The organism is Acidaminococcus sp. AM05-11 (genome assembly GCF_003472805.1).
GTDB classification, from domain to species: Bacteria; Bacillota; Negativicutes; order Acidaminococcales; family Acidaminococcaceae; genus Acidaminococcus; species Acidaminococcus hominis.
The window spans coordinates 1-7,243 of the sequence record NZ_QRMX01000023.1 but is presented as its reverse complement, the minus strand read 5'-3'; the positions used below and the strand labels follow the sequence as shown (position 1 = coordinate 7,243).

The following is a 7,243-nucleotide window of genomic DNA, read 5'->3' as shown; positions in this document are numbered from 1 at the left end:
AAGTGGAAGGCAACGGTCTTCGGCCGAAATACTGGGAAAGGCCTGCTTGATATTGGGTTTTACGTTTCTCATTCGGGTATTATGATTATCAATTGGTCAGTGCAGATTCAGCTCATAACGCCTGGTTTAAACCAGTTACTAATTCTTTTCAGCAGATTTTAGCGGCCTCTGGCCGCCTGCCTTCTCCGCCCCACAGTGGTCCAAGGCGGGGAAGGTGCCTGACGCCAGGAAGGCGGTTGGGGCCGCCCAGGCATTATTTTTTCATCCAGGCAATACTCCTTTTACCCTTCTAATTCTTTTTTCTTCCGTGCGGTAATTTTCATATGATATCGGTTCATTTTTTCAACCATAGCCTTCACTTTATTATCAATGTCTGTACAAACCACATCAAATTGTTGATTTACTTCCAAATTCGTATATCGCAATACCTGAATTCCCATTTTGGCTAGAAATTCCGTGCGCTTTTGATCATATACCCTTGCAGCATCTTCATAATGTTGACTGCCGTCCAATTCAATGGCCAGCTTTAATTGGACACAGTAAAAATCAACGATATATTCTCCGATTACTTTTTGCCTGCGCCATCTGATCCAGTAGCCGCGGAGGAAGTTGTACCATAGTTTCCTCTCTTGCTTGGTCATGTTTTTCCGTAATTCTCGGGCATTGTTCATTAGTTCTTTGTGTCGTTCTGTCTGCGTATGTTTCATGATTCTTGCTCCTTTGCACCTAGATATTCTCATACTAGCGAAAGAAATGGTCGATGTCTATACCTTGAGAACGAACGGGAAGAATGGGCATAGGAACGGGAAAACTGTACTATTTACGGCTGTAGTTTTTGATTCTCTGGCTGGATTCTATGCACCATTATGATCGTTTACCTACTACGGCTAAAAAACATCTCCCGTAATCACTACGATAGTTTACCGTTTTATGGAGCCTCATCCAGTCCCATTCTTCCCCCTTCACCCCGGCAAATTCGCCCTCTCCCGGCCGAAACGGCATTGTGGGTAACCCAACCTATCCCACACCTCCTTTTTGGCACGAGCCCCCGCATACCGCACCAACCCCAAACCCACGCTTACCCGTTTTTTCACCTGGAGTGCCAGTCTTTTTCACACCCCAAATTTGCCCTTTGTTGGAAACTTTGACCCCCTTTAGCCGCTTGACGGCCAGCAGCAGTCCCGGCAGGAATGCGTTTACATTCCTGCTCTCCACACATTACCCCTTGCACAATTTTACCTATTTGATATAATATAGGCGTTTATGGCCGGCCTTAAACCGGGTTCCACGGAAGCCCGGCAGCACGGAAAACAATACCGGCCTTTAGAAAACTGGAGGTAGAAACCATGTTAATGGTTATGGATGTAGGGAACACCAACATTGTGGTAGGTGTACATGACGGGGAAAGCTGGCAGGCCCATTGGCGCATTTCCAGCAGCCGCTCCCGGACTTCGGATGAATTCGGAATCATCCTGGGCAGCATGTTCGCCTACAGCGGCATGGACATGAAAGATATCGAGCATATCATCATCTCCACCGTTGTACCGCCCCTGTTGGTCCCCCTGTGCAATATGTGCAAACGCTATTTCGGGATTACCCCCTTTGTGGTAACCTCTGAAATCAACACCGGACTGCAGCTGGACTACGATGACCCATCCCAGATTGGCGCTGACCGCATCGTTAACGCCGTGGCCGCCCACCAAATGTACGGCGACAAGGGCAACCTGATCATCATCGACTTCGGCACCGCCACCACCTTCTGCGCCCTGACCCCCGCCGGGGAATACCTGGGCGGCGCCATCGCCCCGGGCATCGGCATTTCCACCGAAGCCCTGTTCCAGAAGGCTGCCAAGCTGCCCCGGATTGAACTGATCAAACCGGAAAAAACCATCTGTAAGGACACCATCCACGCCATGCGTTCCGGCGTCATCTTCGGCTTTGTAGGCCAGATGGACGGCCTGATTACCCGCATGAAGAAGGAACTGGGCGGCCAGGCCTTCGTAATTGCCACCGGTGGCTTCGGCAAGCTCATGGCCTCCGAATCCGAACTGGTGGACGTAGTAGAACCCTTCCTGACCCTGGAAGGACTCCGGATGCTCCACGAAATGAACCAATAACCACAGGCAGCGCTCCTAACCGGGGGCGTTGCTTTTTTTAGGAGGACCTATGACCCCATTTCTCAAAGACCTGTTTACTCGCACCACCCCTGTGATCCTGGCCCCCATGGCCGGCGTCACCGACCTGCCCTTTCGGGTCATCTGCCGGGAACTGGGCGCCGACTACACCGTATCCGAAATGGTCAGCGCCAAAGCCCTGATGTATAAAAACCAAAAATCCCTGGCTATGCTGGAAATCGCCCCGGAAGAACACCCCGTGGCCCTCCAGCTCTTTGGCTCCGTGCCCCAGGAACTGGCCGATGCTGCCAAACTGGCCCAGGCCCATGGCGCCGACCTGATCGACTTTAATATGGGCTGCCCCGTCCACAAAATCGTCTCCAACGGAGAAGGCTCCGCCCTGATGAAAGACCCCGAGCGCGCCTACGCCATCTTGGCCGCTATGGTGGACGCCGTGGATATCCCCGTTACCGTCAAATTCCGCACCGGCTGGGACCAGGAACACCAGAACTGCGTAGAAATCGCCAAACTGGCCGAAAAAGCCGGCGTTGCCGCCGTAGCCGTCCATGGCCGTACCCGGACCCAGTTCTACAGCGGTACAGCCGATTGGGAAAAAATCCGTGAAGTCAAAGAAAGCGTCGGCATCCCCGTCATCGGCAACGGCGATGTCTTTACCCCCGGCGACGCCCTGGCCCTGAAAAAAGCTACCCATTGCGACGGCATCATGATCGCCAGAGGCGCCCAAGGCAACCCCTGGATCTTTAGAGAAGTCAAAGCCGCGTTAGAAGGCAAACCCATCCCCAGCGTGTCGCTGGAAGAACGCTTCGCCATGGTCCGCCGCCACCTGGCCGACTTGATCGCCTTTAAAGGCGAACGCGTAGCCCTGAGAGAAATGCGCCACCACGGCGCCTGCTACTTCACCGGCCTGCCCCATAGCGCATACTATAGAAACGCCATCAACCAGACCACCAAACACGACGACTTTTTGAAAATCCTGGACGAGTACGAAGACGAATTGCAGGACGAAAGAGCATTGTAGGAGAAGAAAATAAAAACGAATGAAAAACGTACCGCTTTCCAGGAGAAGGAGAGCGGTACGTTTTTTATGAGGAAGAAGGGAGTAGGGGGGAGGCGGTCGGCTGCAATGCTGGAATAGGTCGGCTGGATGCAGGGTATTATGGTTTTCATTCGGTTTTAGGGAGTCGTATCCATTTCTCAAGGCTCTAGCCGTAGAGAAATGGAATATACGCCCCCTGCGATAGCCGTCCAGGAATTGAGCCTGAAAGGCGAAAATGACTGGAGTACGGCGAACCGCTCGGCCTCCCGGCCGCTTGCCTTCTCCGCCCACTCGTCTTCTCCGTTTCAGCTGTGGAACAGCTGAAATGGGGAAGATGCGCCTAGTATAAGAATTCCAAAGGCGCAGATGGGGCGTGTTCAAGGGAAGGTGCCTGACGCCAGGAGGGCGGTTGGGGCGGCCCAGGTGATATGCTTTTTATCCAGGTATTATGATTTCAGTAGTGAACTACTGGAATACATGACTTAGCCCTCCGGGCAACTTGGTTGCGAACCCCATCCGCCGGCGAATTCGCCGGCACCTTCCTCTTCTCCTGTTCGAGCGAAGCTGCGAACAGGTAAGTGGAAGGCAGCGGCCTACGGCCGCAATGCGGGAATAAACTTCCCCAGTCAGCTCTATGAGCTGACTGGGGAAGTTCCAGGGTGAAGCTGAGCAGCATGCCGCGAACCACTCAGGGGCCAGTCTTAGGCCCCTACGAGTCATGTGCTAAACGGGGTTTGAGTAAGAATTTATGACACGTAGATAAATTTCTAACTTTAACCCCATCTAAAACTTGACCAGCAACGTCATAGAACGTCTCCTTCAAGCGTGAAGGAGATACCGACGTAGTCGGCAGAGGAAGTTCAACAAAGCATTTTGCGGCCTCCCGGCCGCTTGCCTTCTCCGCCCCACAGTGGTCCAAGGCGGGGAAGGTGCCTGACGCCAGGAAGGCGGTTGGGGAAGGCCAGGTATTATGGTTTTAGTAGTGAACTACTGGAATACATGACTTAGCCCTCCGGGCATCTTGGTGCTGAACTCCATCTGCCGGCTAATTCGCCGGCACCTTCCTCTTCACCGTTCATTTAGCTGTTAAGCGATTGGTTAAGCGTCAAAAGAGGGTGAAGAGGGGGGAGGGAGGATAGATGAAGGGAAAAAGGAAATGGCCTACACTTTTCTGCGAAAAGTGTAGAGGTGTTTTTAACAATATATGACCCTCCGGGCATTTTGGTTGCGAACCCCATCCGCCGGCTAATTCGCCGGCACCTTCCTCTTCTCCTGTTCGAGCGAAGCTGCGAACAGGTAAGTGGAAGGCAGCGGCCTACGGCCGCAAAATACTAGGATAAACTTCCTCCGTCAGCCTATGGCTGACACCTACCACACGCTTGTGGTAGGCTTCCATAACCAATACTGGTCATGTAGAATCTAAAATATCGTGCTGATATGAAGCTGACCAGTGGCTCTCTGGAACGCTTCCTGCAAGCGTTGCGCTCGCGTCCAAACAGCGCTCCAGGTATTCCAAAAAGCTGTTTGGTATACGCGAGCCATGTGATAGCTGCCCAGGAATTGAGCCCGTAGGGCGAAAATGACTGGCTAGCAGCGAACCACTTAGGAAGTGTCGCCAAAGGCGACGATAGAAGTTTTATTTTTTCGCAGCCCCGGAAAGAGTTCATAATTGAAGGTGGATGGGGCAACAGAGCCTTATGCTTTTACTCGAAAAATACCTTTCCATTGTCCTTTGGCCACTACACCGTACAATCCCACCTACACCCAAACAAAATTTCACATAATACACTTAACACAACCCATATTTTGTAATATTTCACTCTAAATAGAACACCTGTTCATATGCTATACTGTCCTCAACAAGCAACGCAACGGACCTAATTTCATATCGCCCTACGAGGTACACCACCATGAAACCCACTACCTATACCTACAAACTCTACCCCTCCCGCCGCAATAAGCACCTGCACCAACTGCTTGAAGCAGCACGGCAGACCTATAACCACTGCATCAAACTCTATCGCCGCTACTATCGCCTGTATCACGAAAAATTACCCAAACAAAAACTCCAGTGCCATCTGACCAAACAGCAAAAATTGTTGCACTATGCCTATCTCCGCCAGCTGCCATCCAGCATCAGAAACGCCATACCCTACAAAATCGAAAAAGCCTACCAATCCTATTTTGCCCTCCTGGGAAAAAACAAAAGAGCCGCACCCCCGTGCTGCTGCAGCCAAGAAGCATTCACCACCATCACCCTGTACCAATCCGGCTGGAAACTGGACGAAGAACACCACCGCATTCGCATAGGCAAAACCTGGTACAAATACTTTCGTGATAGAGCCCTACCCAGCAAACCCAAGTCCGTTACCCTCAAACGCAGCCCCCTGGGCGACTTCTACCTCTACTTCACCTGCCAGATACCCAAACAGTTTATCCCGTTTCGCAAACGAAAGGTCATAGGACTGGACTACAGCATGCAGGACTTTCTGTGCGGATCCGATGGAAATAGGATTTCTGAACCACAGTTCTTGCGGGAAAGCCTGGCTGCCATTCAGAAAGCAGCAGACTCTCTTGCCCATAAACACTCAGGTTCCAATAACTATCAACGAGCCAAGAAGGACCTGCTGCGAAAGTACGAAAAACTGAAGAACCAACGCAGCGATTTCCAGTGGAAGTTGGCCCGCAAGCTTGTCCAAGACTATACCGTAGTGGCCATCGAAAGCCTGGACAGCCAGAAATTGCAGAAAAAGTTTGGACATCGCATAGCAGATTATGCATTGGCAGACTTTATCAAGAAACTCAAATATAAAGCAGAAGAAACCAATACACTGATTTTTGAACATCACCCATATTTTGCTTCCAGTCAGACCTGCAGCAACTGCGGGCATCGCAATCCCCAGGTGAAAAATATGCAGGTGAAGACCTGGATTTGTCCCCACTGTGGGGCAGAGCATGACAGGGACACCAATGCGGCGATCAACCTTGCCCAACACGCAATGGAAATATTGCTGCGGGGCGGGAAGCAAAGAATGCGCACCACATCAGAGCAAAAGTAATTCAGTATTTATTTTCTAGAAAGCTTCAACAGCTGTTGAACAATTCCCGGGATTCACAGCACAAGAAATTCTTGAGGTAGGGCATTACCTCTTGCGGAGCCATATTCCATACGGGAACCGGCTCCCACGAATGTACAAGAGACAGCGCATCACCACAGATCTCCTGTATGTATGCCAGAGGTGTTTTTTGATTTTATCAATCCATCTTCGAAGCCAGAAACCAGCAGCAGGGCCCTTGCAGTAAAACGTAAGAATCACCAAAGCGGTAAGAAGGAGGAGGGGGCTAATAAGCCGCTTTCCCCAGCAGATAAACACTTGGAGCTCCATTATCTGCCGGAGGAAAGGAAAGCCTAGCAGACTTGCCCTACGGCGTATTTCTGCGCCTGAAAATAACCCTTAAACTTTTTTTGAATAAAGTGTTGACGACCGTAACTTCCTGTGCTATTATATACAAGCTGTCTCGTACGGAAACAAACGAGCAGCTAACAGCAGGCAGAAAGTCAAGTACTTCAATCGCCTTGGATGAACTATTGAATTAGCCTTCACCCAAAGCAATTTAGGAAAGCAAATGACAGGTGTCTGGCCAAACTATTTTAGCGAAGCTATTTTAGGAAGGCCCTAGAGTATCGTTGAAACCAACCTTTCGCAAGCAGTAGAAATGCTGCACCAGACGAATCTCGGTTTTAATATATTCTCAAAAACACCCTGAACGAGCAGACGACAGGTGTCTGGCCAAGCTTTTTAGCAAGGCCAAAGAATGACATTGAAACCAACCTTCCGCGAACAGCAGCAATGCTGCACCAAGCGAACCTCGGTTTTAATATATTCTAAAAAACACCTCTACAGTTTTCGCAGAAAACTGTAGTAAGTCCTCAACTTTCCTAAAAAATAATGCTTGACATTCCACCTAAACTCTGTTATTATAATCTAGCTGTTGAAACACAGCGAACGAACCCTGAGAACTGAATATTGATTGACAGATGTGCGGGTCAAGTCACCTTTACGGTGATGAG

4 protein-coding genes are annotated in these 7,243 nt (G+C 50.4%); 3 read left to right on the top strand and 1 reads right to left on the bottom strand.

All coding sequences use genetic code 11. From position 1 onward, the window contains the following. Window positions 1-281 precede the first annotated feature (281 nt). On the bottom strand, window positions 282-707 hold the full coding sequence (locus tag DW089_RS09120; protein ID WP_118287142.1) for an endonuclease domain-containing protein: 426 nt from the start codon (window positions 705-707) through the stop codon (window positions 282-284). A 639-nt stretch (window positions 708-1,346) separates the two neighbouring features. Between DW089_RS09120 and DW089_RS09115 the strand changes: the two genes are divergently transcribed. The 3 genes from DW089_RS09115 to DW089_RS09105 all read left to right on the top strand — a co-directional run bounded on the left by DW089_RS09115 (window position 1,347) and on the right by DW089_RS09105 (window position 6,230). Next, complete coding sequence (locus DW089_RS09115) at window positions 1,347-2,117, top strand: type III pantothenate kinase (RefSeq protein WP_105325894.1); 771 nt, start codon at window positions 1,347-1,349, stop codon at window positions 2,115-2,117. Between the two features lie 49 nt (window positions 2,118-2,166). Further along, window positions 2,167-3,153 carry a tRNA dihydrouridine synthase DusB gene (dusB, locus tag DW089_RS09110; RefSeq protein WP_118287141.1) on the top strand — a complete coding sequence of 329 codons (987 nt, stop codon included), beginning with the start codon at window positions 2,167-2,169 and terminating at the stop codon, window positions 3,151-3,153. Window positions 3,154-5,081: 1,928 nt separating this feature from the next. Beyond that, window positions 5,082-6,230: an RNA-guided endonuclease TnpB family protein gene (locus DW089_RS09105; protein ID WP_118287140.1), complete on the top strand. Its 1,149-nt coding sequence runs from the start codon at window positions 5,082-5,084 to the stop codon at window positions 6,228-6,230. The last annotated feature ends 1,013 nt before the right edge of the window (window positions 6,231-7,243 follow it).